This window comes from Arthrobacter sp. zg-Y1110 (assembly GCF_025244865.1).
In the GTDB taxonomy this organism is placed as follows: Bacteria; Actinomycetota; Actinomycetes; order Actinomycetales; family Micrococcaceae; genus Arthrobacter_B.
On record NZ_CP104272.1, the window covers coordinates 3,323,112 to 3,349,509 of the forward strand.

A 26,398-nucleotide genomic window follows, 5' to 3' on the forward strand; every position below is an offset into this window, starting at 1 on the left:
CCCCTTGGCAGGGTCAACGGTTGGCGACCACCCGGAACAAAATCGGCTCAGCCAAACCGAAGGGCCGTAAACACAATCGCCGCCGCGGTTCCCTGCCGGTAAAGGCCGGAAACCGCGGCGGCGGCCGCAGTGGTTACTTATTGCCGCGGATCGGGATTACGCGGCTGCTCGCTGCCCATATCCGCAGCACCGAACAGTTTTTCCGCCGGCGAATTCGTGTCGGAGTTCGCGCGCGCCATCAGCTCGGGATGGTGGAGGTCCAGCGCGGGCCGTTCCGAGCGGATCTTCGGCAGCGAGGTGAAGTTGTGCCGCGGCGGCGGGCAGGAAGTGGCCCACTCGAGCGATCCGCCGAAGCCCCACGGATCATCCACCTCGACCTTCTTGCCGTGCCGCCAGGTGGCGTAGACATTCCAGAAGAAGGGAATCATGGACAGCGCCAGGATGCCCGAACCGATGGTGGAGAGCTGGTTCATTCCGGTGAAGTTGTCCTCCACCAGGTAGTCGGCGTACCGCCGGGGCATCCCCAGCACACCCAGCCAATGCTGGATCAGGAACGTGGTGTGGAAACCCAGGAAAAGCAGCCAGAAGTGGATTTTGCCGAGTCGTTCGTTCAGCATCTTTCCAGTGAATTTGGGCCACCAGAAATAAAATCCGGCAAACATTGCGAAGACCACGGTCCCGAACACCACGTAGTGGAAGTGCGCCACCACGAAGTACGTGTCCGAAACATGGAAGTCCAGCGGCGGAGAGGACAGGATGATGCCGGTCAGGCCGCCGAAGAGGAACGTGATCAGGAAGCCGATGCTCCAGAGCATGGGGGTCTCGAACGTTATGGACCCCCGCCACAGGGTGCCGATCCAGTTGAAGAACTTCACCCCGGTGGGCACCGCGATCAGCATGGTCATGAAGGAGAAGAACGGCAGCATAACGGCGCCGGTCACGTACATGTGGTGCGCCCAGACCGTCATCGACAGGGCGGCGATGGCAATCGTGGCAAACACCAGGCCCTTGTAGCCGAAAATGGATTTTCGACTGAAGACCGGGAAGATTTCGGACACGATGCCGAAGAACGGCAGGGCAATGATGTAGACCTCGGGATGGCCGAAGAACCAGAACAGGTGCTGCCACAGGATGGAGCCGCCGCGTTCCGGGTTGAAGATGTCCGCACCGAAGCGCCGGTCCGCGCCCAGGGCGAACAGTGCTGCGGCCAGGGGCGGGAACGCCATCAGCACCAGGATCGCCGTAACCAGGGTGTTCCAGGTGAAGATCGGCATGCGCCACATGGTCATGCCCGGAGCCCGCAGACAGATGATGGTGGTGACAAAGTTGACCGAACCCAGGATGGTGCCGAAGCCGGATAACGCCAAGCCGAAGACCCACAGGTCACCGCCGAGGCCGGGGCTGAACGCAACGTTGGACAGCGGCGTATAGGCGGTCCAGCCGAAGGACGCGGTGCCCTGCGGGGTGATGAACCCGGACAGTGCAATCAGCGAGCCAAACAGGAAGAACCAGAACGCGAGGGCGTTCAGGCGCGGGAACGCGACATCGGGCGCCCCGATCTGCAGCGGCATGATCACGTTCGCGAAGCCGGCGAAAAGCGGGGTGGCGAACATCAGCAGCATGGCGGTGCCGTGCATGGTGAAGAGCTGGTTGTACTGCTCCCGTGTCTGCAGGATCTGCATTCCCGGCTCAAAGAGTTCGGCACGGATGAGCAGTGCCATCACACCGGCCAGCGAGAAGAAGACGAAGGACGCGATCAGGTACATAAACCCGATGGTTTTGTGGTCGGTGGAGGTGATCCAGTTGACGACGATCCGCCCCCTGGACACCGGCACCACCCGGGGTGCTACAAAAGTTCCGTCCGGTTCCGCGGTGTATTTCACTGTCGACATGGAACTTTCCCGATCCGCCGAAGGGTACTGCCCTGCCAGGAACACGAGACTGTGCTTGGTATCGTATGGCGGCGGCGGACGGCCCGCCAGCCCCTTGGGAGAATCAATAGGCCGGGGCACACGATGCGGCAGTTCCGTTCCGGAACCGGTGCCGCCCGGAGGAAGGGCAAGGCACAATGCAATGATGGACAACCAGACCCGTTCGACCGAAACACTTCCGCCCCGGACCGCGGTTATTACCGGGGCAGGTTCGGGGATCGGCCGTGCCACGGCCCGGGCTTTCCTGTCCGCCGGCTTCCAGGTGGTGCTGGCCGGACGCCGGGAGGCGGAGCTGCAGGAAACCGCCGCCGGATTCGAAGCGGCACTCGTGGTGCCCGCGGACATTACGGTGCCCGACGACGTCGAGCGGCTTTTCGCCGCGGCCGTCGGCGCATTCGGGCGGGTGGACGTGTTGTTCAACAATGCCGGGACGTTCGGCCCCACGGGCAGCATCGACGAGCTGAGCATCGAGGACTGGAACCGGACCCTCGCGGTCAACGTCACCGGCACCATGCTGTGTACCGCTGCGGCCGTGCGGCACATGAAGGCCCAGTCCCCGCAGGGCGGCCGGATCATCAACAACGGCTCGGTTTCGGCGCACACGCCCCGTCCGCTTTCGGCGGCGTATACCGCGACGAAGCACGCGGTCACCGGCCTGACCAAGGCCATAGACCTGGACGGGCGCCCCTTCGGCATCACCTGCGGGCAGATCGACATCGGCAACGCCGCCACCGACCTGCTTGCCGGGATCAGCGGCGGGCAGGGCGCGCTGCAGGCCAACGGCACCCGGGCCGAGGAACCCTCGTTCCCCGCGGAGGAGGCCGCTGCCGCCGTGCTGTTTATGGCCTCCGCCCCGGCGTCGGCCAATGTCCGCTCGCTGTTGGTCACCGCGGCCGGGATGCCTTTCGGCGGCCGCGGCTAGGCCCCGTCGCTAGCTTTCCCGGGCCTTCCGGGTCTGCTTTTCGCTGGCCTTCTGCAGCGCCTCCACCAGCTCGTCCTTGGTCATCTTCGAGCGGCCGGGAATGTCCAGCCGGGACGCTAGGTCGTACAAGTGCGCCTTGGACGCGTTGGCGTCGACTCCCCCGGTCGTGTCCTTGGCCGAAGTGCGCCCTTCCGCGGCACGGGCATCGGAGGGGCCCTTCCGCTCCTTTTCCTCCCAGTGGTCGCCCACTTTTTCGTGGGTGTGCTTGAGGGAGGCGTACGCCGTCCGGGCGGCCCGCTCGCCGTCGCCGTATTCCTCCACCGCTGAATCGTAGGTCTTGGCGAAGGTGTCCTGGGCCTTGGAATCCGAGCGCTGCAGGGTCGAAGGCAGTTCGCTCTTCACTGCGTGGTCGTTCTTGCCGGTCTTAGGCATTCCCATCCCTATCCGTAGTTTTCCCTTACGGTCTACCACCCTTCGCGGCGGTGGCTCAACCAAAAACTCCCCCGCCGCTTCCGGGCGATACCCGGAAGCGGCGGAGGAGTTTGGCGGCAAGGGAACGTGCCCGACGCGCGGGTTAGGCGGTGGCGGCGGCGGCCTCGATGTCGTCGTCGTCAATGCCCAGCATCTCCAGCTTTCCGCTCTGGCGGTCTGCCAGGAACTGCTTCATTTCCTTCTTGATCACGGGCAGCAGCAGGTACACGCCGAGCAGGTTCACGAACGCGCAGACAAAGAGGGCGGCGTCAGCGAAGCTGATGACCTGGCTGAAGGACAGGACGCAGCCGGCCACGGTGAAGAGCAGGAAGATGACCTTGTAGGTGATTTCCCGGCGCTTACCGCGGCCGAAGAGGTATTCCCAGGACTTCAGGCCGTAGTAGGACCAGGTGATCAGGGTGGAGTAGGCGAAGAGCGCCACGGCAATGGACAGCACGATCGGGAACCACGGCAGGACGGTGGCGAAGGCGTCGGAGGTGAGGATGACGCCGTCGGGCGCGTCGCCTCCGGCCTGGACCTGGTCGATCCCTGCCTGCAGGCTGGGGGTGGAGGCCATGATGATGGCCAGGGCTGTCATGGTGCAGATGAGCACGGTGTCCACCAGCGGTTCGAAGAGCGCCACGAAGCCTTCGCTGACCGGCCGGCGGGTCTTGACCGCGGAGTGCGCGATGGCTGCGGAGCCAACGCCCGCCTCATTCGAGAAGGACGCCCGCTGGAAGCCGACGATCATCACGCCGATGATGCCGCCGGCGAAGCCCTCGGGACGGAAGGCGCCCTCGATGATGGCGCCGAAGGCTGCCGGTACGTTCTCGAAGTTGACGATGATGACGAACAGGCAGGCCACGATGTAGACGCCGGCCATGGCGGGCACCAGCTTGGAGGTGGTGGCACCGATCGACTTGATGCCGCCGAGGATCACCACGGCCACCAGGACTGCCAGGACCAGGCCGAAGATCAGGGCCGCTCCCGCACTGCCGAGGATGCCGTCCTCGCCGCCGGTGACGTTCTGGATCTGCGCGAAGGTCTGGTTGGCCTGGAACATGTTGCCGCCGGCAATGCCGAAGATCAGGATCGCTACCGCAAAGATTCCGGTGAGGATCTTCGCGGGCCAATGGCCCAGGCGCCGGAAGGCCACCGGCAGGTACTTGAACGGACCGCCGCTGATGGAGCCGTCTTCGTGGACTTCGCGGTACTTCACGCCGAGCGTGCATTCCGCGAACTTCGAGGCCATGCCGAGCAGTCCGGCGAGGATCATCCAGAAGGTCGCGCCGGGGCCGCCCAGGGCCATGGCCGCACCGACGCCGGCAATGTTGCCCAGGCCGACGGTGCCCGAGAGAGCGGAGGTGAGGGCCTGGAAGTGCGGGACCTCGCCCGGATCATCCTTTGAGGAGAATTTGCCGCGGACCACCTGGATGGCCACCTTCAGTCCGCGGAACTGGATGAAGCCGAAGTAGAACGTAAAGACGATGCCGGCGATGATCAGCCAGGCAACGACTGCGGGGAAGCTGAAGTCGCCGATGGTGATCGGGAAGAACACGATCCCGGAGAACACAGCTGTAATCGGTTCAAAAAAGGAGTTGACGGCGGCGTCAATGGTGCCGAGCAACCCCACGTCCTCCGATGCCGGTGCCATGGAAACTGCCCGTGCTGCGTTCATTGGTTCGAACCCCTGTTTCAAGTAAGCGTGCTGTCGAATGCGACAACATAGCCTTGCTTAAGCCAGTGGTATTGCACAAATCACTTGCTGTACGTGAGACGGAGCGTCAGCACTCCACCACATTGACGGCCAGTCCGCCGAGTGCGGTTTCCTTGTACTTCGAGCTCATGTCGCGGCCGGTTTCCCGCATGGTCACAATGACCTCATCCAGCGAGACCCGGTGTTCGCCGTCGCCCCAAAGCGCCATTTTTGCGGCGTTGACAGCCTTCGCGGCACCGATGGCGTTCCGCTCGATGCAGGGCACCTGCACCAGCCCCCCGATCGGATCGCAGGTCAAGCCGAGGTTGTGTTCCATGGCGATTTCAGCGGCGTTTTCCACCTGTTCCGGGGTGCCGCCCAGGATTTCGGCCAACCCGGCAGCGGCCATGGACGACGCCGATCCCACCTCGCCCTGGCAGCCCACCTCGGCGCCGGAGATGGAGGCCTGCTCCTTGTAGAGCACCCCCACGGCAGCGGCGGCGAGCAGGAAGCGGACCACGACGTCGTCGCGCTGCTCGGGAGTGGCGTTCTCCATGCCGGGGCCGTAGTGGGTGGCGTAGAACATCACTGCGGGGATGATGCCCGCCGCACCGTTGGTGGGCGCGGTGACCACCCGTCCACCGGACGCGTTTTCCTCGTTCACGGCCAGCGCCACCAGGTTCACCCATTCCTGCCAGAATTTCGGGTCCCGGTTTGGATCCTCGGCACGCAGCCGGGTGTGCCAGGCCGGCGCCCGACGGCGGACCTTCAGCCCGCCGGGCAGCAGGCCGGTGCGGCGGATGGCGGAGTCCTTGCACTCCTCCATCACGTCGCGGATGTGCAGCAGGCCGGAGCGGATCTCAGCTTCGGTACGGGAGACCTTTTCGTTGGCCAGCATCACTTCGCTGATGCTCAGTCCGGTGCCGGTGCAGTGCTGCAGCAGTCCGACGGCGGTGCGGAAGGGGTACGGCAGGTCGGATTTGCTGGCCTCGAGTTCCAGGGCATCCGCCCGCTCTTCACCCTCGCGGACAATGAAGCCGCCGCCCACGGAGAAGAAAGTGGCCTCGTGCAGTGCGGAACCGTCGGCGGCCAGGGCGGCGAACTTCATGCCGTTGGTGTGCCGCGGCAGGACCGTCAGCGGGTGCAGCACAATATCCGCCTCGCCGTATTCCAGCGGGCAGGCCACTGCACCGGGAACCTGCGCGCACAACTGCAGTTTCCGGGTCGCCTCAATGTCGGCCAGCCGCTGCTCCACCTGTTCAGGCAGGATGAGTTCGGGGGCGAAGCCCTCCAGCCCCAGCAGCACTGCAGTCATGGTGCCGTGGCCCCGGCCGGTCGCCGCGAGGGAGCCGTACAAATCCACCCTCAGGCCGGCGACGTCGGCCAGGCTGCCGGCGTCGACCAGCTCCGCCGCGAACACGGCAGCGGCACGCATCGGGCCCACCGTGTGGGAGCTCGATGGGCCGATGCCCACGGTAAACAGGTCAAAAACGCCGACAGCCAAGGTAGTGCTTCCTAACGGTTTGCCGCAGCGGGGGCAGCGGCGAGATCCGCCACCTCCGGGTACAGCGGATGGGCCTGCGCGAGAGCGGTAACGCGTTCGCGCAGCGGTGCCAGATCGGTGTCCTCACCGGCGATGAGAGCCTTGGCAATGATGTCCGCGACTTCCCGGAATGCGTCTTCACCGAAGCCGCGGGTGGCCAGGGCGGGGGTGCCGATCCGCAGGCCCGAGGTCACCATGGGCGGCCGCGGATCGAACGGTACGGCGTTGCGGTTCACGGTGATGTCGATCTGGGCGAGCCGGTCTTCGGCTTCCTGGCCGTTGAGGGCCGCGTTGCGCAGGTCCACGAGCACCAGGTGCACGTCCGTTCCGCCGGAGACCACGGAGATGCCGGCGGCAGCGACGTCGTCGGCCAGCAGGCGTTCGGCAAGGATCCGGGCGCCGGCGAGCGTGCGCTCCTGCCGCTCTTTGAACTCGGGGGTGGCTGCAATCTTGAAGGCGGTCGCCTTGCCGGCAATCACGTGTTCCAGCGGACCGCCCTGCTGACCCGGGAACACTGCAGAGTTGATCTTCTTGGCAATGTCGGCGTCGTTGGACAGGATGATGCCGCCGCGGGGACCGGCAAGGGTCTTGTGCGTGGTGGTGGTGACCACGTGGGCGTGGGGCACGGGGCTGGGGTGCAGTCCCGCGGCCACCAGACCGGCGAAGTGGGCCATGTCCACCATCAGGAAAGCACCCACCTCGTCCGCGATGCGGCGGAATTCGGCGAAGTCCAGCTGGCGGGCGTAGGCGGACCAGCCGGCGACGATCAGCTTGGGCTGGTGTTCCTTGGCAAGGGCCTCCACCTCGGCCATGTCCACGCGGTGGTCCTCTTCGGACACGTTGTAGGGCACCACGTTGTAGAGCCGGCCGGAGAAGTTGATCTTCATGCCGTGGGTCAGGTGCCCGCCGTGCGCCAGGGACAGGCCCAGGATGGTGTCTCCGGGCCGGATCAGGGCGTGCATGACGGAAGCGTTGGCCTGCGCGCCGGAGTGTGGCTGCACGTTGGCGAAGCCCGCACCGAAGAGGGACTTGGCGCGGTCGATGGCCAACTGCTCAATGACGTCCACGAATTCGCAGCCGCCATAGTAGCGCCGTCCCGGGTAGCCTTCGGCGTACTTGTTGGTCAGCACCGACCCCTGGGCTTCCATGACGGAAACGGCAGTGTGGTTCTCGGAGGCGATCATCTCCAGGCCCTGCTGCTGCCGGCGGAGCTCGTTGTCGATCTGCGCTGCGACCTCGGGGTCAACTACCGCGAGGGAGTCATTGAGGTAATCGCTCACAGGTCGCCGCCGTTCTTCTCCGCGTATTCCTCGGCGCTGAGCAGCGCGCCTTCACTCGTGGCGTTCACGGTGAACAGCCAGCCGGCGCCGTACGGGTCCTCGTTCAGCAGGGCCGGATTGTCGATGGCCTCCTGGTTGATCTCCACGATTTCACCGGAAACCGGAGCGTAGAGGTCCGAGACGGACTTCGTGGACTCAACCTCGCCGCAGGTTTCGCCGGCGGTCACCGTGTCGCCGACGGCGGGAAGGTCAACATAAACGACGTCGCCAAGGGCGTCTGCGGCGACGGCTGAAATGCCGACGCGGACGGGGCTCGAGGAGTCGACCCACTCGTGCTCGGCGGAATAACGGAGTCCTGCGTTTACTTTGCTCATCTTTTTGCCTTTCGAAGCTGTGTCGAGTGCGTTCGGGTCTGGTTCAAAGTCTAGGCCGGGGCGTCGGAAGCGCGGCATTCTGCCGCCCTTAGCGTTCCAGATCCTGCCCTCCTCCTCGCAAGCTCGGAGAGGGGACCCTGGATCTTTCACTGCCTCGCTCGTTCCTCGCTCGGCGATGCGGGGCTACACGAACGCCGCACCGCGCGCACGTTCCAGCCCCATAGCCTCCACCTACTTGCGGGAGCCGCGCCCGAGACAATACCGCCTGCCACAGCTGGCGCCGCCGTCACAGAATCTCTTTTTGTCTTTGGCGTTACTGCTTGCTGCGCTTATAGAAAGGAAGCTCGACAACCGTGAAGGTTTCTGGTTTGCCACGGAGGTCGACGTTAAGTTCCGTGCCGGGTTGTGTGTAGGCCTCATCCACATAGGCGAGGGCGATAGGGAAGCCGAGGGTCGGGCTGGGAGCGCCGGAAGTGACTTCACCGATAACCGTTTCGCCGTCACTGCTGAGAACCGGGTAGTGGCTGCGCGCCGAACGTCGGCCGGAGCCCTTGAGACCCACGAGGCGGCGGGCAGGTCCGGCAGCCTTACGGGTTTCGAGGGCGGAACGGCCCACAAAGTTCCCCTCCTTGGAGAGGGCGACGACGGGTCCCAGGCCAGCGGCGTACGGGTCCGTGTCCAGCGTGAGTTCGTTGCCGTAGAGCGGCATCCCGGCTTCCAGGCGGAGCGAATCGCGACAGGCCAGGCCCGCCGGAATCAACCCCCGGCCTTCACCGGCAGCCAGCAGCGCAGACCAGAGGTCCGCGGCGTCGTCGTTGGGGACGTAGATCTCGAACCCGTCTTCGCCGGTGTACCCGGTGCGGGCCACGAGCAGGTCCAAGGTCCGCTCCGCCGCCCGGATGCCCACCGTAGCCGCGGCGTAGTACTTCATCCCGGTTACGGTCTCAGCCTGTTCGGCGGGGACCAGGTCCAGCAGGATGGCTTCGGCAACCGGACCTTGGACGGCAACCAGCGAGGTTTCCGCCGAGACATTGTTCACCGCGACGTCGAAGCCCTCGGCGCGGGACGCCAGTTCGGCGGCGACGGCGTCGGCGTTGCCCGCGTTGGGGACCACCAGGTAGGAATCGTCCGCGAGCCGGTAGCTGATCAGGTCATCGATGATCCCGCCGTCATTGTTGGTGATCAGCGAATACTTGGCGCGTCCCACCTTCACTGCGGAGAGTTTGCCGACCAGGGCGTAGTCCAGGAACGCCCCGGCGTCGGGCCCGGACACCTCCACTTCACCCATGTGGGAGAGGTCGAACAGCCCGGCTGCGCTGCGCACTGCCTTATGTTCGGCCAATTCGGAGCTGTATTTGAGGGGCATCTGCCAGCCGCCGAAGTCGGTGAAGGAAGCGCCCAGCTGTTTGTGCGCCTCGTAGAGCGCCGTGTACTTCTCAGTCATGGAATGTTCCTTCTAGTTTTCGAAGTCTTCGATGGGCGGGCAGGAGCAGATCAGGTTCCGGTCCCCTGCGGCGCCGTCAATCCGGCCTACCGGCGGGAAGTACTTGTCCATGCGCAGGCTGCGCAGAGGGAAAGCGGCCTGTTCGCGCGGGTAGGCGCGGTCCCATTCGTTGGCTGCCACGACGACGGCGGTGTGCGGGGCATTGCGCAGCGGGCTGCCCTCGAGGGTGAAGTCCCCGGCCGCCACCTGGTCGATCTCGGCGCGGATGGCGATCATCGCATCGATGAAGCGGTCCATCTCGCCCAGGTCCTCGGACTCGGTGGGTTCCACCATCAGGGTGCCGGCCACCGGGAAGGACAGCGTGGGGGCATGGAACCCGTAGTCCACCAGCCGCTTGGCCACGTCCTCGGCGGTCACGCCGGTTTTGGCGGTCAGTTCACGCAGGTCCAGGATGCACTCGTGCGCCACGAGTCCGCCCTTGCCCGTGTAGAGCACGGGGTAGTACTCGTTCAGCCGGGCGGCCACGTAGTTCGCCGCGAGCAGGGCGTGCTTGGTGGCGCTGGTCAGTCCTTCGCCGCCCATCAGGCTGATGTACGCCCAGGAGATGGGCAGCACGCCGGCGGAACCGAAGCGGGACGCGGAGACGGGAATGTCCTCGCCGCCGGTCCAGGTGGCGGCGTCGCCGGGCATGAAGGGCGCGAGGTGCGCCTTGGCTGCCACGGGGCCGACGCCGGGGCCGCCGCCGCCGTGCGGGATGCAGAAGGTCTTGTGCAGGTTCAGGTGGGACACGTCGCCGCCGAACTCGCCCGGCTGTGCCAGGCCGACCAGCGCGTTGAGGTTGGCGCCGTCAATGTAGACCTGGCCGCCGGCCTCGTGGACCGCTTCGCAGACGTCGCGGACGTCGTCGTCGAACACGCCGTGGGTGGAGGGGTAGGTGATCATGATGGCGGCGAGGTTTTCGCGGTTCGCATCGATCTTGGCGCGCAGGTCCGCGTGGTCGATGGCGCCGTCGTCGGCCGTGGCCACCACCACCACCTTCATGCCGGCCAGCACGGCGGAGGCGGCGTTGGTGCCGTGCGCCGAGGCGGGGATGAGGCAGACGGTGCGCTGTTCGTCGCCGCGGGAGTGGTGGTAGCCGCGGATGGCAAGCAGTCCGGCCAGTTCGCCCTGCGAGCCGGCGTTGGGCTGGATGGAAACCGTGTCATACCCGGTGATGACCGCGAGCTTCTCTTCCAGGTCCGCGATCAGTTCGCGCCAGCCCTCGGTCTGGGAGTCCGGAGCGAACGGGTGGATGGAGGCGAACTCCGGCCACGTCATGGCCTGCATTTCCGCGGTGGCGTTGAGCTTCATGGTGCAGGAGCCCAGCGGGATCATGGTGCGGTCCAGGGCCAGGTCGCGGTCCGAGAGGCGGCGCAGGTAACGCAGCATCTGGGTTTCGGAGCGGTAGGAGGAGAACACCGGGTGCGTCATGAACTCTGAGGTGCGCAGCAGCCCCGCCGGCAGGTCGAAGCCGTCCGCCGCTTCCACGGAGGCGGCACCGAAGGCTGCGGCCACGTCGGCGATCACTGCCGGCGTCGTCGTTTCGTCGGCGGAGATACCCACGGTGTCCGCATCGATCCGGCGCAGGTTGATGCCCTTCGCCTCCGCGGCGGCAATAACCTCCGCAGCACGGCCGGGAACGCGGGCAGTAACGGTGTCGAAGAAGGACTCGTGCAGCAGTTCGACGCCGGCGGCCTTCAGGGCGGTAGCCAGCGTCCGGGCGGAGTCGTGGGCGCGGCGGGCAATCGCGGTGAGGCCTTCGGGGCCGTGGTAGACGGCGTACATGGAGGCCACGATGGCGAGCAGCGCCTGCGCGGTGCAGATATTCGAAGTCGCCTTTTCGCGGCGGATGTGCTGCTCGCGGGTCTGCAGCGCCAGGCGGTAGGCGGGGGTGCCGGCGGAATCCTTGGAGACGCCCACCAGGCGGCCGGGCAGGGAACGTTCCAGGCCCTTGCGGACGGCCATGTAGGCGGCGTGCGGGCCGCCGTAGAACAGCGGAACGCCGAAGCGCTGCACGGAGCCGACGGCAATGTCCGCGCCCTGCTCGCCGGGAGGAGTGATGAGGGTCAGGGCCAGCAGGTCCGCGGCCACGGTGACGAGCGCGCCGCGGTCCTTCGCTTCAGCGATCAGGCCGGCAGAGTCGCGGACCACGCCGGAGGCGCCGGGCTGCTGGAGCACGACGCCGGCCAGCTCACCTTCGGGCAGGCCGTTGGCGAGGTCGGCAACAATGACGTCGAAGGCAAGCGCCTTGGCTCGCCCCTTCACCACGGCGATGGTCTGCGGGAAGAGCTCCGAGTCCAGCACGATGGCGCCGTTGCTGTGGGACTTGTTGGACCGGCGCATCAGCAGCACGGCCTCGGCCACGGCAGTGGCTTCGTCCAGCAGGGACGCGTTGGCGATGGGCAGTGCGGTGAGGTCCTGGACCATGGTCTGGAAGTTCAGGAGGGCTTCGAGCCGGCCCTGGGAGATTTCGGGCTGGTAGGGGGTGTAGGCGGTGTACCAGGCCGGATCCTCCACCACGTTGCGCAGGATCACCGGAGGGGTGTGGGTGCCGTAGTAGCCCTGGCCGATCATCTGGACGGCCGTCTTGTTCTTCCCGGCAATCCTCCGCAGGGCTGCGAGGGTTTCCTCTTCGCTCTTCGCCGGATCCAGGACCAACGGGAAGTTCTGCCGGATCGCGGCGGGGACGGCCATGTCCACCAGGCCGTCAAGGGAGTCGTAGCCGACAGCCTTGAGCATGGTTTCAACGGCGTCGGCACGGGCACCGATGTGCCGGTCCACAAACGCGGCGGCAAGAGTAGAGGAGGACGGTTCTACAGGCATGTGAGGCTCCAGGAAAGGCAGACGGGGGTACGTCGACGGCGACGGCTCCTCCCCGCTCTGTATTGGACCTGAGAGATTCCGCGGGTGTACTTCCGCTTGCACCGTCGGTGAGTTTCCGGCACGGCCGGGAACTGCTTTCCAGAGTTGCCTCGCTGTGGCGGTACGGGGGCCTGAGAGATTCCCGGGGAGGGTTTGCTCCTACGGCGCCCGCCGATGCTGATGCGCATCCGGCGGGACTCTCCCGCCACGGCTGATAAAGGCATGTTCAGTTGTGAATGCTGATGTGACACGGCCAACTTTAGCCTGCTCCCGGCACCGCCTCAACCCTCTGACACGCCCGGGCGCGTGGTCCCGACTTCCGTCCGGGAAGGCTCCCAACCCCCGTGTGACCTGCAACGTCACAGCTGCCTGAATTTGACGGGGCCTGTTAACGGCTTCCAAACTGAAATGTCGGCGGCAGCGCCAACATCCAGGGTTGCCTCATCGGGCGGCATAGGCGATTACGGCGGATGAGCTGCCGGCGGGTGCCTAAAAGAGAGATTTCAATGTCTGAGCACATAACCCGCCCACCAAGCGACAGCCCTGTTTCCGCGCCGCAAAACAGGGCGGAAGAACCCCACCTCGCCCGGTCCCTGTCCAGCCGGCACATCCAGCTGCTGGCTATCGGCGGGGCCATCGGCACCGGGTTGTTCATGGGGTCAGGCAAGACCATCTCCGCGGCCGGCCCGTCAGTGATCTTCGTCTACGCGATCATCGGCTTCATGCTCTTCTTCGTGATGCGGGCCATGGGCGAACTGCTGCTCTCCAACCTTCGTTACAAGTCCTTCACCGATTTCTCCGCGGACCTGCTGGGCCCCTGGGCAGGCTTCTTCACCGGCTGGACCTACTGGTTCTGCTGGGTGGTCACCGGCATTGCAGACGTGGTGGCAATTGCCCACTACGTCACCTTCTGGTGGGGCAACGCTCCCCTGTGGATACCTGCCCTGGCCTGCATCCTGCTCCTGCTGGCCTTGAACCTGCCAACCGTCAAGGCGTTCGGTGAAACCGAATTCTGGTTTGCGCTGGTCAAGATCGTCGCCATCCTGACGCTCATCGTGGTTGGACTGGTCATGATCCTTACCGGCTTCACGCACGGCGAGGGGGTTACCGCCGGCTTCGGCAACCTCTGGGAACACGGCGGCTTCTTCCCCACCGGGCCGATGGGCTTTGTTGCCGGCTTCCAGATCGCGGTGTTCGCGTTTGTCGGCATTGAACTGGTGGGTACCACCGCGGCGGAAACCAAGGATCCGGAAAAGAACCTGCCCCGGGCCGTGAACTCCATTCCGATCCGTATCCTGCTCTTCTACGTAGGCGCCCTGACCGTCCTGATGGCCGTCATCCCTTGGGACGAATTCAGCGCCGACGAAAGCCCGTTCGTGGGTATGTTCACCCTGGCCGGACTTGGCACCGCCGCGGCCATCGTGAACTTCGTAGTGCTGACATCCGCGGCATCTTCAGCGAATTCCGGGATATATTCCACTTCGCGTATGGTTTTCGGCCTGGCGCAGGACGGCGACGCTCCCCGCCAATTCGGCCGCCTCTCCCGGCGGAAGGTGCCCCAGAACGCACTGTTCTTCTCCTGCACCTTCCTGCTCGCCGGCGTCGCCCTGCTGTACGCGGGTGAATCCGTCAGCGCGGCATTCACCTTGGTGAGCACCATTTCGGCCCTGTGCTTTATGTTCGTCTGGTCCATCATCCTGATCAGCTACCTGGTGTACCGCAAGCGCCGGCCGCAGCTGCATGAGGCGTCGAAGTTTCCGATGCCCGGCGGCGTCGTGATGGCCTACCTCGTGCTGGCGTTCTTCGCGTTTATCCTGTGGACGCTCACCACCCAGGCAGACACGCTGCAGGCGCTCCTCGTGACCCCCGCATGGTTCGTCCTGCTGGGCATTGTCTATGCCGTCCTGCGGCGGACCCCCGTGCACCAGGCACGGGTGGCTGCACACCACGACGACGTCGCCCGCGAGCGCGCCGCGCTCACCGCCGCGAAGCCATAAGCGGCGCCTAGTACACCACCGTTCCCCGGGAGCTGACCGTTGCGCCGCCTCCCGGGGCACCGGCTTTGCTGCTGGCGTCTATCTCCAGTCCGAAGGTATTCAGCGGCACCTCCAGGGCCGAGACCAGATGCGGCACCACTTCCTGCTGGATCCGGGCGATCACGCCCTGCACGTCGGCATCGGAATTCACCGTCACCTTCATGGCTAGGTCCGGCTCGTCCGCAGTGCCGCGCAGGCGGACGGTTGAGCCCACCACTCCGGGCAGCTGTTCCGTTTCATTACTGACGGCGGAGGCCAGCACCTGCGGATCACACACGGTGACGCCGTGCGCCGGGTCTTCCTGCAGCCGGAACGTCCCCGCCGGCCGGGACCGGGGAATCTGCGCCAGAAGCCACCACAGCCCCAGGATGCCCAGGATCACCCCGGCCAGCAGCATGCCCCAGGGCACGTACTCCCCCGCCAGGAACCCCTGGCCGTCAGATTCGGACAGCACCCGGTCCGAACGGCCCGGGCTGCCGCCGATCAGGCGATCGAGGGTTCCGCTGGCGATAAGTGCTGCCAGCACTCCGGCAGCAAGGAAAAGGACCCCGAGGATAATCAGCCAGGTCCGGTTGGCTCTTCCTGAATGGTGCCTCATTGCCCCTGCCTTCCTGTCCTGGTTCCGGCTGTCAGTCCCGCGTGCGGATGGTTGCCGTGACTTCCGGCACCGGATCCAGTCCGGTGGCGGCCAGGCGGGAGCGTACCCCGTCCACCACCCAGTGCTGCAAATCGGTGGTGCCGTGCAGCGCCGTCCTCACGTCCAGATGGACCTTGCGCGAGGACGCCGTCGCGGAGGCGGAGGCCACCCCGTCAATGTGGTCGCAGGTGGATGCCGCCAACCGCGCGACTGCGCGCCGGCTCATCACCACGGTTTCCCCGCCCCGGACCGACGGAACGCCGCCCGATTCCCCCGCTCCGGGCAGCCCCGGCATATTCACCGGCTTGGCCCGCAGCGGCAGTGCGGAGAAGTCTCCGGGGACCATTCCGCACAGCAGCAGGATCAACCCGATCAGGAGCAGCACTACGGCGCCCGTCCAGCCCCGGGTGCTGTCCCACCCGGTCTCGGAGAGCCAACGCAGCAGTTCCGTCACGAAGGCCGGCCAACTCTCCTGAAGAAGGCGGGCGACGGCGGCCCAGACCAGGCCCACACCAAGCGCCAGCATCACGATGGCGGAAATTGCTGCGGGAACGGAGCGGCTGGGCCTGCGCCGCATGGACACCGGCGGCGGGATCTTCGCGTTCATTGCAGTTTCCTTCGACCACGCGTATCCCGCTGCGGCGGCTTCAGCCAGGCAACCGTAATGTCCACCTGCCGCACCTGGACTCCGGTCAGCTCGGTGACCCGCTCCGTGATCCGGCGGCGCAGTTGTTCGGTGGCCTGGCGCAGCGGCATCGGATACGGCAACCCCACAGTGACCTTGAGGCTGGCGACGTTTCCGGCCAACTCCACGCTGGCATCCGGCCGTGCGGAAAGATCCGCGCGGCTGCCGATACCGAGGAATCCTCCGGAGCTTCCGCCGGCAAACGTTTCATCCCGGGCTACCTGGCTGGCCGTTTTCTCCAGCACCCGCCGGGCCAGGACGGTTTCGCCGCGGTCATCGGCATCCCGCCCCGAATGCAGCGACGGCAGTGCCGAGGGAATGCTCATCGGCTTGACGCTTTACCGAGCATTCCCGCCACGTCCACCTTCCCATCCGCCACCAACCCCACCAGCAGCCCGATCAGGCCGAACAGCAGCGTAATGAGGAAGGCCAGCCAACCGCCGAAGGCCAGCACGATTCCCAGCACCAGCCCGATTAACAGACACCACCGCGTTGCGGACATGGAGTCCTCCTTTTGGTTGTTGTACGGCCCTTACTCCAGGCTCTTGGACTGGCTGGAAGGCTGCTGGTCGTCCTGGTCCTCGTTCTCATCCGGCAGGTGGACATCGGTGACATTCACGTTCACCTCCAGCACTTCCAGGCCGGTGGCGTTTTCCACGGACCGGATGACGTTGCGCCGGATGCCCTGGCTCACCTCCACCACGGAAAAGCCGTACTCCACCACGATGCTGACGTCGATCGCGGCCTGGCGTTCACCCTTTTCCACCGTGACGCCGTTGCTGACGTTGGTCTGTGAACCCGGGATCCTCTCGGTCATGGAGCTGAAGGCCCGCCGGGCGGCATTGCCCATGGCATGCACGCCCGGCACCTCGCGGGTGGCCATGCCGGCCAGCTTCTGCACCACGGTTTCCTCGATGGTGGTGTCGCCCCGGGGTGTGTGCAGCGGTCCGGTCCGGCGCTCGGCGTCAGTCGACGGCGAGGCAGAGGAGCTGCCCTGCCCCTGGGGAGAACCCTGTCCGGTCTGCATACTCTGGGCACCCTGGGGATGGGCCGTAGCGGACGTTGCCCCCGCTGTCTTTGATGGATCTGCCATGGGAATCATCTCCTGCGTTCATTGCGGATGCACCGCGCGCGTCCCTTACAGAGTTAATGACGCGCGAAGGCCCGAATCGTCACGGCAGAACCGGGACTTCAACCGTCTTTCGCCCTGCCCGTCCTGCGGTTATTCCGTCATGGCCCCCGTTCTGGGACAATCGACCCACGTCCGGCCGCTGCCGGACGGGACAGGGACACCATGGCGGGATCCGAGCTGCCGCAGGCGGCGCATAACGGCGGGAGATCCCCGCGCACCGGGCCAGGGAACCGGCATCCGGACGAGGCCGCCCTGGTCGCCCTGGCCCGCGGAGGAGACCTGCCCGCCTTCGAGTATCTGGTGGCCATTTACCAGCGCAGGTTGTTCCGCCTCGCCTACCGCATGCTTCGGGACCGCGGTGATGCCGAGGACGTCGTGCAGGACACGCTGACGGCCGGCTGGCGGATGCTCCCGACCTTGAACCGGGAGGAAGCCTTCGGCGGCTGGGTCTACCGGACGGCAACCAACCGCTGCCTGGACGTGCTTCGGCACCGCACCTCCCACCCGCAGGACCTGCCGGGCGCCGATCCGCTGGCTGACGCTGCCGCGGTTGCCACCGCCCGCGACCCGGACCGGGAAGCGGATCCGCACCGGACGGCGGAGGTGGCGGCAGAATTGGAGGCGCTTCGGCGGGCCCTCTCCCTGCTTCCTGCGGATCAGCGGGCCTGCTGGCTCCTGCGTGAAATCCATGGACAGAGCTATGCGGAGATCGGCGCTGCGCTGAGCATCAGCCCGCAGGCCGTGCGCGGACGGTTGTTCCGGGCCCGCGAACACCTATCAGCAGCCATGACGCCCTGGCGGTAATCCCTTGTAATTCCACTTCCCAGACAATAATATCCACGATACGGAAGAAGTAACCGGCATCACTTTTATTTGCTGTCCACCGGCATTGCCACAGGGAGAATCATTATGGCCATTGAAGTAACCGACTCCTCGCCCGCCGAAGGATCGGAACACATCCTGACCCCCGAAGCGCTGGAATTCATCGAGGAACTCCACCGCCGCTTCCGCAGCACCCGCGACGAGCGGCTTGCCGCCCGCTCCGTCCGCCGCGAGGAAGCCGCCTCCACCGGCCGGCTGGATTTCCTGCCCGAGACCGCCGATATCCGCAGCGGGGACTGGAAGGTGGCCGAGGCGCCCGCCGCGCTGCAGGACCGCCGGGTGGAAATGACCGGCCCGGCTTCCCCCGCCAAAATGGCCATCAATGCCCTGAACTCCGGCGCCAAGGTCTGGCTGGCCGACCTTGAAGATGCCTGCACCCCCACCTGGCACAACGTGGTGGATTCGCAGGTGAACCTCTACCGTGCCGCACGCAACGACCTCTCCTTCACCTCACCCGAGGGCAAGGAGTATGCGCTGCGCACCGATGCCCCGCTCGCCGTCGTCGTAATGCGCCCGCGCGGATGGCACCTGCCCGAAAAGCATGTGCTGATCGACGGCGAACCCGCCGTTGGCGCCCTGGTGGATTTCGGACTCCACTTCTTCTCCAATGCCCGGCACCTGCTGGACAACGGACAGGGACCGTACTACTACCTTCCCAAGATGGAAAGCCACCTGGAGGCACGCCTCTGGAACGACGTCTTCAACTTCTCCGAGGAGTACGTGGGCGTGCCGCAGGGCTCCGTCCGCGCCACCGTCCTGATCGAGACCATTCCGGCCGCCTTCGAAATGGAGGAGATCCTCTACGAACTGCGCGATCACGCCTCCGGCCTGAACGCCGGGCGCTGGGATTACCTCTTCAGCATGATCAAGGTCTTCCGTGATGCAGGGAAGGCCTATCTGCTGCCGGACCGGGCCGACGTCTCCATGACTGCACCCTTCATGCGCGCCTACACCGAACTGCTGGTGAAGACCTGCCACCGCCGCGGCGCCTTCGCCATGGGCGGTATGGCCGCCTTCATTCCCAACCGCCGCGAACCCGAAATCACTGCAAGCGCACTGGAGAAAGTGAAGGCCGACAAAACCCGTGAGGCCGGGGACGGGTTTGACGGTTCCTGGGTGGCCCACCCGGACCTGGTGCCCGTCTGCCGGGAGGTCTTCGACGACGTCCTGGGCGACAAGCCGAACCAGGTGGACCGCCAGCGCGAGGACGTGTCCGTGACGGCCACCGACCTGCTCGATGTCAGCACCGCCGGAGGCTCCATCACGGAAGCAGGACTGCGGTCCAACCTCTATGTGGCCATCAACTACGTTGCCGTCTGGCTCTCCGGCAACGGTGCCGTCGCCATCCGCAACCTGATGGAGGACGCGGCCACTGCGGAGATTTCCCGCTCCCAGGTCTGGCAGCAGGTCCGCAACAACGTGGTGCTCGAGGATACCGGCGAGACCGTCACCGAGGAATTGGTCAGCCGGATCCTGGCCGAAGAAACGGAACGGCTGCGCGGAGAGGTGTCGGACGAAATGTTCACGGGTTACTTCGAGCCGGCCAGCCGGATCATCGGGGAGATCAGCCTGTCCAAGGACTACACGGACTTCCTGACCCTGCCGGCGTACGAGCTGATCGACTAGCCCTCGGGCGGGCGGGCCTTGCCGAAGTGCGGCAGGGCCCGCAGGTAACCGCTCCCCCAGCGGGTGATTGCGTTGTACGCCTGGGCCCGGACCGCCGGTGCCGACAGGAACACGTCGTGCATCGCATTGGAGATCCGGTCCACGCTCACGGTGGAGCCCAGGGAGAGCGAGCGGTGAGCCACCACGTTGACGTCCAGCACGACGTCGGAGCGCGCCGCATCTTCCGACCAGCGCGGATGCAGGTAGCTGTTGTCTGACAGCAGCACCAGCACGGGCAGCTGCAGCTGCAGTCCCGCGGCGACCGTTGCCTGGGCGGAGAACACTGCATGCAGGAAAGCGACCGTGACCGGGAAACCCCGCACGGGACGCCAGTCGGTGTCGTAATGCCATTCCCCGCCGAACGCCGCAGACACCGTCCGGGTGTAGATTCCGGGGTCAACCGGCGGCAACGGGCGGCGCGGGTGATGCTGTGCCTCCAGGCTGACAAGCGGTGAAATAACCCGGCGGGCCAGTTCCGTGGCCTGGAATTCCAGCCACGGGCTGTTCAGGATCAGGGCTGCGGCCCGGCCGGGGTGGCGCTGCGCCCAGAGCGCCAGCGTCAGGCCGCCGGTGGAGTGCCCAAGCAGGATCAGCGGTCCGGCGTCTGCCGCGTCCTGCCCCATGGCTTCCAGTGCTGCACCCACATCCGCGTCATAGTCGCGGAGGTCCTGGACGTATCCGGGTTCCTCCCCCGGGCGGAGGCTCCGCCCGTAGTTGTGCAGGTCAAGGGCGAAGAACCGCGCGCCCTGCCCCGCCCAGTAGCGCGCCAGTTCGGTCTGGAAGAAGTAGTCCGACCAGCCGTGCACGTAGAGGACATCCGGCGTCGGGCCGGACGGTGTTGGGCCCGACAGCGGATCCGGCGGCGTGTAGCGGACCAGGGTGGCAACCTTGCCGCCGGGCAGGTCCAGGGTCAGCTGGTCGAATCCCTCGCCCAGGATGTCCGGTTCCCACATGCGCCGGGGGCGCGGTTTGCTCATGCAGAAGCGCCGTCCGGCTCGAAGCGGATGACCTGGCGGATGGCGAGGCCGTCCGCCAGGGTATCCATGGCCGAGTTGATGTCCTCCAGTGCAATGGTGGAGGAGACCAGTTCCTCCACCGGCAGTTTTCCCTCCCGCCACAGCTGCGCGTAAACCGGGATGTCCCGGGCGGGAACGGCGGAACCGAGGTAGCTGCCGATGATGGTCCGGGCTTCGGCGGTCAGCGTCAGCGGCGTGATTTCGGAGGTTTGGTCCGGGGCCGGCAGCCCTACCGTGACGGTGGTACCCCCGGGGGCGGTGATCCGTACGGCCGTTTCGAAGGCGCGGGGATGCCCGGCAGCCTCGATCACCAGGACGGGGCGGATGCCGGCGTCGAGCGCCTCCTGCGGCGTGTACACCTCGTCGGCGCCGAGCTCCCGGGCGCGTGCCAGTTTCTCCGGCAATGAGTCAATGCCGATCACACTGTGCACATCCAGGGACAGTGCCGTCAGGAGCGCAGCCATGCCGACGCCGCCGAGCCCGACGATCGCGACGTCGTCGTCCTTGCCCGGACGGGCCGGGTTCAGCACCGCGCCGCCTCCGGTGAGGACGGCGCACCCCAGCAGGGCTGCCACGTGCGGCGGGATGTCGTCATCTACGGGCACCACTGACTTCCGGTTGACCACGGCATGCGTGGCGAAGCCGGAGACGCCGAGGTGATGGCGTACTTCGCCGCCGTCCGCGGCGGTCAGCCGCATCCCGCCGTCGAGCAGCGTACCGGCATTATTCGCTGCGGATCCCGGGATGCAGGGCATCTTGCCCTCGGTCCGGCAGCCTGCACATTCACCGCAGCGGGGCAGGAAAGCCATCACCACGCGCTGTCCGACGGCGAGGTCGTCCACGCCCTCGCCCAGCTCCTCCACCTTTCCCGCGGCCTCGTGCCCGAGCAGCATGGGCAGCGGCCTCACCCGGCTGCCGTTCACCACCGACAGGTCCGAGTGGCACAGGCTGGCAGCCTCGATGCGCACCATGATTTCACCGGGCCCGGGCGGCTGCAGCTGGAGGTCCTGGACCACCACCGGCCGGGACTGAGCGTAGGGGCGCGGGGCGCCGATGGTCTGCAGGACCGCGCCGCGGATGGACCTGGTGCTCTCGGTGCCCATGAACTCTCCCTCGAGTAAATTTCGAACCGGCTTCCGGTCCCTTTCGATACGCCAGCCCTATTCCACCACGAAGAACCCGGGCCGTCCCGCTGTTTCCACTGCCCGAACCGCCTCAACACGGCATCGGTGCCCGCCCGCCCGCCATTCCACTGGCAAGATTAGGGCCATGAATGAGAGTTCCAGGACCGTACCGGCGCTGCCGGACAAAGACACCCTTGCGCTGAAGCGCGCGCTGGCTGCCGGCGATGTCACCGTCTTCGTGGACGGAACGGCGCTGCGGCTGCCCGACGCCGCCCGGGACGCTGTGCTGGACCTGCTGTCGCGTCTCGCGGCGGGCGCCCCCGTGACCGTGTCCTCGGAGCCGGCGGCGCCGGTGGATCCGCCGCTTCCGGCCGGATCTGTGCCGCTGCTGACCACTTCCCAGGCGGCCGCTGCCGCCGGCATCTCGCATACCTACCTGCGCAACCTGACGGATGCCGGGATTATCCCGGTCCAATACCGCGGTTCGCACCGCCGCATCCGGATGGAGGACGTCCAGGCCTGGCTCGAATCGCAGGCCGCGAGGGCAGCCAAGGCAGCCGGGGAAGCAACCGCGAACAGCGCGGAGGCTCCCGGCTCCTGATACCGGAAGTCCGCCGGTGGAAAACCGGCTCCCGGTGCCACTGCACGGCCGTGTGGCGGGGACCTATGCTGGGGATGTGTCGGCGGACACCCCGCCGGCTGACCCTACTGACGGAGCAATACTGTGATCATCGGTATCCCCAAGGAAATCAAGAACAATGAATTCCGTGTAGCAATAACCGCCTCGGGCGTGCACGAGCTGCGCTCCCATGGCCACCAGGTGCTGGTACAAAGCGGTGCCGGCACCGGCTCGAACATTACGGACGCGGAATACACCGCCGCCGGGGCGCAGATCCTGGACTCAGCCGACGACGTCTGGGCGCAGGCAGCCATGATCCTCAAGGTCAAGGAGCCCATTGCCGCCGAATACCGGCATTTCCGGCCGGGCCTGATCCTCTTCACTTACCTGCATCTGGCGGCGGAGCCGGAGCTGACGGCTGCACTGCTGGACCGCGGAGTCACGGCGATCGCCTATGAGACCGTGCAGCGCGGCCGGGCCCTCCCCCTGCTGGCGCCCATGTCCGAAGTAGCCGGGCGGCTTTCGGTCCAGGTGGGTGCGCAGTCCATGATGGCCCCGGCGGGCGGGCCAGGCCTGCTGCTGGGCGGCGTTCCGGGTGTCCGGCCGGCCAAGGTCGTGGTGCTGGGGGCCGGAGTGGCCGGGACCAACGCGGCGGCGGCGGCCGTAGGCGCCCATGCGGACGTTACGGTCCTGGACATCAATATCGACCGGCTGCGGGAACTCGATGAGCTGTATGCCGGCCGGATCAAGACGGTGGCATCCAACGCTTTCGAGATCGAGCGGGCCGTGGTGGATGCGGACCTGGTGATCGGCTCGGTACTGGTCCCCGGGGCACGGGCTCCGAAGCTGGTCACCAATGAGATGGTTTCGCGGATGAAACCGGGAAGCGTGCTGGTGGACATCGCGGTGGACCAGGGCGGCTGCTTCGAAGACAGCCACCCCACCACGCACGAAGATCCGACCTTCCGGGTGCACGGCTCCCTGTTCTACTGCGTGGCCAACATGCCCGGTGCGGTTCCGAATACGTCCACCTACGCGTTGACCAACGTGACCCTGCCGTACGCGGTTTCGCTGGCCAGCCTCGGTGTGGCCGGCGCCTTTGAGAAGCACCCGGACCTCGCGCACGGGCTCAATATCGCCGGCGGCCGGGTCACCCACTCATCGGTCTCTGCAGCCCACGGGCTGGAGCTGGCCTCGGAGTGGCCTGATCTGGTGACTTCCTAGCAGTTCCACCGGCGACCGTCCGGTCCGCAGCCGTGCGGACCGGACGGCGGCTGTTAATGGACCGGTGCGGCAGCCTTGGGGCTGGGTCCGCGAAGGACCGGCTGGCCCAGCATGGAAATGATGACGGCGCCCAGCGCCATTGGGATAACGAACAGGAAGTACAGATCTCCGGGCGTCCATCCGCCGTCCATCAGGGAACCGGCAAGGATCGGCGAGATGATGGCGCCGATGCGGCCCATGCCGATCACCAGTCCCAGGGCGGTGCCGCGGACCTCGCTCGTGTAATAGGTGGGGCTGATCGCCAACATGCCGGCGATGGGCGCATTGGAGCCGAACCCTACCAGCGCTGCCGCGAACAGGGCCCAGCCAAGCGAACCGTTGGTCGAGTTGGCGAACACGACGAAGGTGGCGGCCCCAATCACGAAGAACACGGCCAGGACCTTGCGCATGGGGAAGCGTGCCCCCAGCAAGCCCAGCAGGACGCCGCCGACAATCGCGCCGACGCTGAAGAGCACACCTGCGTTGATGCCGTCCTGGGCGGTAAAACCGCTTTCCGCAATAAGTCGAGGGGTCCAGGAGTTCGCGAAGTAGAAGCTCGCCATGAGGACAAAGTAGGCCAGGGCCAGCAGGATGGTTCGGCGCGCGTTGTAACCGGTAAGGACATCCGCAAAACGGGATTTGTTCTGCTCGACGGTGACGGATTCCGGCAGCACATCCACGGCAGGCTGCCCGATGGCCCGCAGGCTGCGGTTGACTCGTTCCAGTGCGCCAGCCGGCCGGCGGGTCAACAGATAGTCGACGGATTCCGGGAATACCTTCATCACCAGCGGGATCATCAGGAGGGTGACGACGGCGCCGAACAGGAACGCGGAACGCCAGCCGTATTGGCTGATCAGGACACCGCTGATCAGGCCGCCGAGGACGCCGCCGATCGGCTGCCCGATGCTGACGAGGGACAGGGCGGTGGATCGGCGCTTGGCGTTGGAGAACTCAGAGGCAAAAACGCTGATGGTGGACTGGAGCGTTCCAATGGCCACGCCCGTCAGGAGGCGCAGAATCAGCAGCACCGCATAATTCGGGGCGAAGTAGGAGGCCAGCATGCCGGCGGCGACAATGCAGACGCCGATCAGCAGCGTTTTCTGGCGCCCGATAATGTCGGAGACCGTCGAGACGAAGATGGATCCGACGGCCATGCCCACCAGAGCGGCGCTGAGCAGGTAGCCCAGCTGTGCACCGTTCAGTCCCCATTCTTCGGCCACATGGCTGGCACTGAAGGCCATGACCAGGACATCGAAGCCGTCGATCATATAAAGGGTGGTGCAGATGGCGATAATAGCCACCTGCCGGGGGCTCATCCGCGAATCTTCGATCCGTTCCTTAATTTGCACCAAACAAAGCTAACTGAGAACTACGTCACTAAAAGATTCCATGTCGCCGGACGTCGGAATCGTTACGGACCCGGCACCGGCCTAGCAGGCCGCGGCGCCTCCTGAGCCCGCTTGTCCGGCGTGGATACTTCACAATAGGATGACCATTGGTCAAGACGTGGCCACAGGCTGTTTGCCAGCCGCACCCAACCTTTAAAACCTCCGAGGAACCAGTGCCGTTTTGCCACGTCTGCCCCCGCGACGCCTTTTTCCTAAGCGCCACTAGCACTCCGATTACGCGCTTGACTGCCAGCCCCCGCACATCCAGGGCCGCAGCGTGACTGGGGCCCGCGAGGACGAAACAGCTTCAGGCCTTCCATCCGGCCCGAACCCCGCCTCCGGTTCCGAACCCGGCGCGGCACCCGGCTACTTCCCCCGCCTCCTTTCGGCAGCTGCCCATGTGACCCACCTTGCCTCAGACAGTGCGCTGGAACGGTTCGGCCTGAACCAGGGCAGCTTTCACCTGCTTGGATGCCTTGCCTCGGCTGCTGCTACGGAAGCCGTGCTGGCCGAGACGACCGGCCAGTCCTCAACGGCTATTCGGAGCGATCTTCTAAACCTCCAGTCCTGCGGATACTCCGCCCGGGACGGGTCCGGGACCTGGTCGGTTACCGAGGCGGGCGTCAAAGTCATGGAGTGCGCCAATCTGGCACAGGCGGAAGCGACCTTGGACGCAGAGGACAGCCAGGAACTGCGGCAGGCGCTACGCGCCCTTATCTCCTCGCTTCGGCTCGAGCAGCCCGAAGGCGGGACGCACCAGGAACCCTGAGCTACCCGGGGCGGGCGAGTGCGCCCACCAGCTCCTCCCACCCCTTCTCCAAGCGGGGCAGGCTCATGCCTTCCTCAGCCCGCAGGTGGAGAAGCAGGCCTGCATCCAGGAAGGCCATCAACTGGTAGGCGGCGAGTTCCGGGTCCGGAACCGTACCGGCCAGCCGGAGCAGCCCGGCAAGGTGCCGGCGGGCAAGGCTTCGGGATGGATGCTGGTAGCGGGTCCGGGGATCGACGTCGGCCGCCCGGGCCAGCTCTCCGGTCACGGTCAGCGATGCCAACCGTGCCCGGCCGAAGGCGAGCAGCCGGTCCCTGGGCGGCGCTCCTGGCCCCAGCGGGGGCGGGCCGAACAGGTAGGCCGTCCGGAAACCCTGCTCGGCATGGTCCAGCAGCGCCTGCATCAAGCCGGCACGCGAGCCGAAGCGCCGGAACACCGTCCCCTTGCCCACCCGGGCCCGCTCGGCAAGATCATCCATCGTCAAGGCGTCCGCACCGCCGGCGGCTACGAGTTCCAAAGCCGCTTCGAGCAGGCGGTGATGATTCCGGGCGGCATCCACTCGGATACCCGCTTGTGATGGTCCTCTCCCGCCCATGCGGGCCAGTGTAGCGCCGTGGGGAATA

The 26,398-nt window shown here is 66.1% G+C and carries 24 protein-coding genes and 1 riboswitch; of the genes, 7 read left to right on the top strand and 17 right to left on the bottom strand.

The features are described from left to right. Window positions 1-137 precede the first annotated feature (137 nt). The gene (gene ctaD / locus N2K99_RS15560) at window positions 138-1,892 is read right to left on the bottom strand and encodes a cytochrome c oxidase subunit I (RefSeq protein WP_227919937.1); all 1,755 of its coding nucleotides are present in this window, start codon (window positions 1,890-1,892) and stop codon (window positions 138-140) included. A 184-nt stretch (window positions 1,893-2,076) separates the two neighbouring features. Here ctaD and N2K99_RS15565 point away from each other — a divergent pair, with 184 nt between their 5' ends. Further along, window positions 2,077-2,853, top strand: coding sequence for an SDR family oxidoreductase (locus N2K99_RS15565; RefSeq protein ID WP_227919939.1), 777 nt, complete (start codon window positions 2,077-2,079; stop codon window positions 2,851-2,853). Window positions 2,854-2,862: 9 nt separating this feature from the next. Here N2K99_RS15565 and N2K99_RS15570 read toward each other — a convergent pair whose 3' ends face one another. The 7 genes from N2K99_RS15570 to gcvP all read right to left on the bottom strand — a co-directional run bounded on the left by N2K99_RS15570 (window position 2,863) and on the right by gcvP (window position 12,523). Continuing rightward, on the bottom strand, window positions 2,863-3,285 hold the full coding sequence (locus N2K99_RS15570; RefSeq protein WP_227932753.1) for a ChaB family protein: 423 nt from the start codon (window positions 3,283-3,285) through the stop codon (window positions 2,863-2,865). A 142-nt stretch (window positions 3,286-3,427) separates the two neighbouring features. After that, window positions 3,428-5,002 carry a sodium:alanine symporter family protein gene (locus N2K99_RS15575; RefSeq protein ID WP_227932752.1) on the bottom strand — a complete coding sequence of 525 codons (1,575 nt, stop codon included), beginning with the start codon at window positions 5,000-5,002 and terminating at the stop codon, window positions 3,428-3,430. A gap of 106 nt (window positions 5,003-5,108) precedes the next feature. After that, the gene (locus N2K99_RS15580) at window positions 5,109-6,524 is read right to left on the bottom strand and encodes an L-serine ammonia-lyase (RefSeq protein ID WP_227919946.1); all 1,416 of its coding nucleotides are present in this window, start codon (window positions 6,522-6,524) and stop codon (window positions 5,109-5,111) included. 11 nt (window positions 6,525-6,535) lie between these two features. Then, window positions 6,536-7,843, bottom strand: coding sequence for a serine hydroxymethyltransferase (gene glyA, locus N2K99_RS15585; protein ID WP_227919950.1), 1,308 nt, complete (start codon window positions 7,841-7,843; stop codon window positions 6,536-6,538). Next, on the bottom strand, window positions 7,840-8,217 hold the full coding sequence (gene gcvH, locus N2K99_RS15590) for a glycine cleavage system protein GcvH (protein ID WP_227919961.1): 378 nt from the start codon (window positions 8,215-8,217) through the stop codon (window positions 7,840-7,842). The genes glyA and gcvH overlap by 4 nt, the downstream gene beginning before the upstream one ends. A gap of 313 nt (window positions 8,218-8,530) precedes the next feature. After that, window positions 8,531-9,661 carry a glycine cleavage system aminomethyltransferase GcvT gene (gene gcvT / locus N2K99_RS15595; protein ID WP_227932751.1) on the bottom strand — a complete coding sequence of 377 codons (1,131 nt, stop codon included), beginning with the start codon at window positions 9,659-9,661 and terminating at the stop codon, window positions 8,531-8,533. 12 nt (window positions 9,662-9,673) lie between these two features. Then, complete coding sequence (gene gcvP / locus N2K99_RS15600; RefSeq protein WP_227932750.1) at window positions 9,674-12,523, bottom strand: aminomethyl-transferring glycine dehydrogenase; 2,850 nt, start codon at window positions 12,521-12,523, stop codon at window positions 9,674-9,676. Window positions 12,524-12,671: 148 nt separating this feature from the next. Continuing rightward, window positions 12,672-12,777, bottom strand: a riboswitch (glycine riboswitch). A 291-nt stretch (window positions 12,778-13,068) separates the two neighbouring features. On the opposite strand from gcvP, the gene cycA reads away from it, so the two are divergent. Next, window positions 13,069-14,559, top strand: coding sequence for a D-serine/D-alanine/glycine transporter (cycA, locus tag N2K99_RS15605; RefSeq protein WP_227919972.1), 1,491 nt, complete (start codon window positions 13,069-13,071; stop codon window positions 14,557-14,559). 7 nt (window positions 14,560-14,566) lie between these two features. On the opposite strand, the gene N2K99_RS15610 is transcribed toward cycA, so the two are convergent. From N2K99_RS15610 to N2K99_RS15630, 5 genes are read right to left on the bottom strand one after another with little or no spacing between them, the layout of a single operon-like run. Then, window positions 14,567-15,196, bottom strand: a complete 630-nt coding sequence (locus N2K99_RS15610; protein WP_227919975.1) for an alkaline shock response membrane anchor protein AmaP — start codon at window positions 15,194-15,196, stop codon at window positions 14,567-14,569. Between the two features lie 31 nt (window positions 15,197-15,227). Next, entirely contained in the window at window positions 15,228-15,842 is a 615-nt protein-coding gene (locus tag N2K99_RS15615) for a DUF6286 domain-containing protein (RefSeq protein ID WP_227932749.1), read from the bottom strand. Continuing rightward, window positions 15,839-16,246, bottom strand: coding sequence for an Asp23/Gls24 family envelope stress response protein (locus N2K99_RS15620; RefSeq protein WP_227919985.1), 408 nt, complete (start codon window positions 16,244-16,246; stop codon window positions 15,839-15,841). The genes N2K99_RS15615 and N2K99_RS15620 overlap by 4 nt, the downstream gene beginning before the upstream one ends. Continuing rightward, on the bottom strand, window positions 16,243-16,422 hold the full coding sequence (locus tag N2K99_RS15625; protein ID WP_227919989.1) for a hypothetical protein: 180 nt from the start codon (window positions 16,420-16,422) through the stop codon (window positions 16,243-16,245). The genes N2K99_RS15620 and N2K99_RS15625 overlap by 4 nt, the downstream gene beginning before the upstream one ends. 30 nt (window positions 16,423-16,452) lie before the next feature. After that, window positions 16,453-17,013 carry an Asp23/Gls24 family envelope stress response protein gene (locus N2K99_RS15630; protein WP_227919993.1) on the bottom strand — a complete coding sequence of 187 codons (561 nt, stop codon included), beginning with the start codon at window positions 17,011-17,013 and terminating at the stop codon, window positions 16,453-16,455. Window positions 17,014-17,214: 201 nt separating this feature from the next. Here N2K99_RS15630 and N2K99_RS15635 point away from each other — a divergent pair, with 201 nt between their 5' ends. Both N2K99_RS15635 and aceB read left to right on the top strand, forming a co-directional pair. Continuing rightward, on the top strand, window positions 17,215-17,856 hold the full coding sequence (locus tag N2K99_RS15635) for an RNA polymerase sigma factor (RefSeq protein WP_227919997.1): 642 nt from the start codon (window positions 17,215-17,217) through the stop codon (window positions 17,854-17,856). 105 nt (window positions 17,857-17,961) lie between these two features. Then, complete coding sequence (gene aceB / locus N2K99_RS15640; RefSeq protein WP_227920002.1) at window positions 17,962-19,560, top strand: malate synthase A; 1,599 nt, start codon at window positions 17,962-17,964, stop codon at window positions 19,558-19,560. On the opposite strand, the gene N2K99_RS15645 is transcribed toward aceB, so the two are convergent. Next, on the bottom strand, window positions 19,557-20,576 hold the full coding sequence (locus tag N2K99_RS15645) for an alpha/beta hydrolase (protein WP_227932748.1): 1,020 nt from the start codon (window positions 20,574-20,576) through the stop codon (window positions 19,557-19,559). The two genes, aceB and N2K99_RS15645, sit on opposite strands and share 4 nt — an antisense overlap. Beyond that, complete coding sequence (locus N2K99_RS15650; protein ID WP_227920011.1) at window positions 20,573-21,718, bottom strand: alcohol dehydrogenase catalytic domain-containing protein; 1,146 nt, start codon at window positions 21,716-21,718, stop codon at window positions 20,573-20,575. Before N2K99_RS15650 ends, N2K99_RS15645 begins: the two co-directional genes overlap by 4 nt. Before the next feature lie 166 nt (window positions 21,719-21,884). On the opposite strand from N2K99_RS15650, the gene N2K99_RS15655 reads away from it, so the two are divergent. Both N2K99_RS15655 and ald read left to right on the top strand, forming a co-directional pair. Continuing rightward, window positions 21,885-22,340 (top strand): helix-turn-helix domain-containing protein, encoded by a 456-nt coding sequence (locus tag N2K99_RS15655; RefSeq protein ID WP_227932747.1) that lies wholly within the window; start codon window positions 21,885-21,887, stop codon window positions 22,338-22,340. A gap of 123 nt (window positions 22,341-22,463) precedes the next feature. After that, a complete protein-coding gene (gene ald / locus N2K99_RS15660; RefSeq protein WP_227920019.1) occupies window positions 22,464-23,582 on the top strand; it encodes an alanine dehydrogenase in 1,119 nt (372 codons plus the stop codon). Between the two features lie 53 nt (window positions 23,583-23,635). Here ald and N2K99_RS15665 read toward each other — a convergent pair whose 3' ends face one another. Continuing rightward, window positions 23,636-24,970 (bottom strand): MFS transporter, encoded by a 1,335-nt coding sequence (locus N2K99_RS15665; protein WP_227920020.1) that lies wholly within the window; start codon window positions 24,968-24,970, stop codon window positions 23,636-23,638. 316 nt (window positions 24,971-25,286) lie between these two features. Between N2K99_RS15665 and N2K99_RS15670 the strand changes: the two genes are divergently transcribed. Next, window positions 25,287-25,778 (top strand): hypothetical protein, encoded by a 492-nt coding sequence (locus tag N2K99_RS15670; protein ID WP_227932746.1) that lies wholly within the window; start codon window positions 25,287-25,289, stop codon window positions 25,776-25,778. Window position 25,779: 1 nt separating this feature from the next. On the opposite strand, the gene N2K99_RS15675 is transcribed toward N2K99_RS15670, so the two are convergent. Further along, the gene (locus N2K99_RS15675; protein ID WP_227932745.1) at window positions 25,780-26,334 is read right to left on the bottom strand and encodes a TetR/AcrR family transcriptional regulator; all 555 of its coding nucleotides are present in this window, start codon (window positions 26,332-26,334) and stop codon (window positions 25,780-25,782) included. Window positions 26,335-26,398: the final 64 nt, after the last annotated feature.

What these genes read in the sequence shown, in the direction of transcription:
- gcvH (WP_227919961.1), bottom strand. Translation starts at nt 8,217, where the DNA reads ATGAGCAAAGTAAACGCAGGACTCCGTTATTCCGCCGAGCACGAGTGG.
- N2K99_RS15655 (WP_227932747.1), top strand. Translation starts at nt 21,885, where the DNA reads ATGAATGAGAGTTCCAGGACCGTACCGGCGCTGCCGGACAAAGACACC.
- N2K99_RS15565 (WP_227919939.1), top strand. Translation starts at nt 2,077, where the DNA reads ATGGACAACCAGACCCGTTCGACCGAAACACTTCCGCCCCGGACCGCG.
- N2K99_RS15610 (WP_227919975.1), bottom strand. Translation starts at nt 15,196, where the DNA reads ATGAGGCACCATTCAGGAAGAGCCAACCGGACCTGGCTGATTATCCTC.
- aceB (WP_227920002.1), top strand. Translation starts at nt 17,962, where the DNA reads ATGGCCATTGAAGTAACCGACTCCTCGCCCGCCGAAGGATCGGAACAC.
- N2K99_RS15650 (WP_227920011.1), bottom strand. Translation starts at nt 21,718, where the DNA reads ATGGGCACCGAGAGCACCAGGTCCATCCGCGGCGCGGTCCTGCAGACC.
- N2K99_RS15620 (WP_227919985.1), bottom strand. Translation starts at nt 16,246, where the DNA reads ATGAGCATTCCCTCGGCACTGCCGTCGCTGCATTCGGGGCGGGATGCC.
- N2K99_RS15570 (WP_227932753.1), bottom strand. Translation starts at nt 3,285, where the DNA reads ATGCCTAAGACCGGCAAGAACGACCACGCAGTGAAGAGCGAACTGCCT.
- N2K99_RS15615 (WP_227932749.1), bottom strand. Translation starts at nt 15,842, where the DNA reads ATGAACGCGAAGATCCCGCCGCCGGTGTCCATGCGGCGCAGGCCCAGC.
- N2K99_RS15645 (WP_227932748.1), bottom strand. Translation starts at nt 20,576, where the DNA reads ATGAGCAAACCGCGCCCCCGGCGCATGTGGGAACCGGACATCCTGGGC.
- cycA (WP_227919972.1), top strand. Translation starts at nt 13,069, where the DNA reads ATGTCTGAGCACATAACCCGCCCACCAAGCGACAGCCCTGTTTCCGCG.
- N2K99_RS15630 (WP_227919993.1), bottom strand. Translation starts at nt 17,013, where the DNA reads ATGGCAGATCCATCAAAGACAGCGGGGGCAACGTCCGCTACGGCCCAT.
- N2K99_RS15635 (WP_227919997.1), top strand. Translation starts at nt 17,215, where the DNA reads ATGGCGGGATCCGAGCTGCCGCAGGCGGCGCATAACGGCGGGAGATCC.
- gcvP (WP_227932750.1), bottom strand. Translation starts at nt 12,523, where the DNA reads ATGCCTGTAGAACCGTCCTCCTCTACTCTTGCCGCCGCGTTTGTGGAC.
- N2K99_RS15575 (WP_227932752.1), bottom strand. Translation starts at nt 5,002, where the DNA reads ATGAACGCAGCACGGGCAGTTTCCATGGCACCGGCATCGGAGGACGTG.
- N2K99_RS15625 (WP_227919989.1), bottom strand. Translation starts at nt 16,422, where the DNA reads ATGTCCGCAACGCGGTGGTGTCTGTTAATCGGGCTGGTGCTGGGAATC.
- ctaD (WP_227919937.1), bottom strand. Translation starts at nt 1,892, where the DNA reads ATGTCGACAGTGAAATACACCGCGGAACCGGACGGAACTTTTGTAGCA.
- gcvT (WP_227932751.1), bottom strand. Translation starts at nt 9,661, where the DNA reads ATGACTGAGAAGTACACGGCGCTCTACGAGGCGCACAAACAGCTGGGC.